This window comes from Citrobacter sp. Cpo012 (assembly GCF_030333015.1).
Lineage (GTDB): Bacteria > Pseudomonadota > Gammaproteobacteria > Enterobacterales > Enterobacteriaceae > Citrobacter > Citrobacter portucalensis.
In genome coordinates this window covers 1-368 of record NZ_JAOWGR010000006.1, presented here as the reverse complement: position 1 = coordinate 368, position 368 = coordinate 1, and the positions used below count along the sequence as shown (strand labels likewise).

Annotated in this window: 1 other RNA gene; it reads left to right on the top strand. The window is 53.5% G+C overall.

The window, feature by feature from the left end:
- Positions 1–123: 123 nt before the first annotated feature.
- Positions 124–255: non-coding RNA, RtT sRNA (locus OGX90_RS00015), on the top strand.
- Positions 256–368: the final 113 nt, after the last annotated feature.

The window sequence follows — 368 nt, the reverse complement described above, 5'->3', positions numbered from 1 at the left end:
GTTCCCGAGCGGCCAAAGGGAGCAGACTGTAAATCTGCCGTCATCGACTTCGAAGGTTCGAATCCTTCCCCCACCACCATTATTTACTACAGCGATGTAGTTGTCCCGGTGAGTAATGCAGAAGTTTGCACTTGTCGGGGAAGGGTGAGAGCCTTCGATTAAGGTTCGACTCGAGCGAAAGCGAGAGAACGTTGCCAACGGCAACGACCCGAAGGGTGAGGAACGAAGCGACGAATAATCCTTCCCCCACCACCATCTTCTAGCACTGCCTACAATTTGAATTACCCCTGGTGGGGTTCCCGAGCGGCCAAAGGGAGCAGACTGTAAATCTGCCGTCATCGACTTCGAAGGTTCGAATCCTTCCCCCA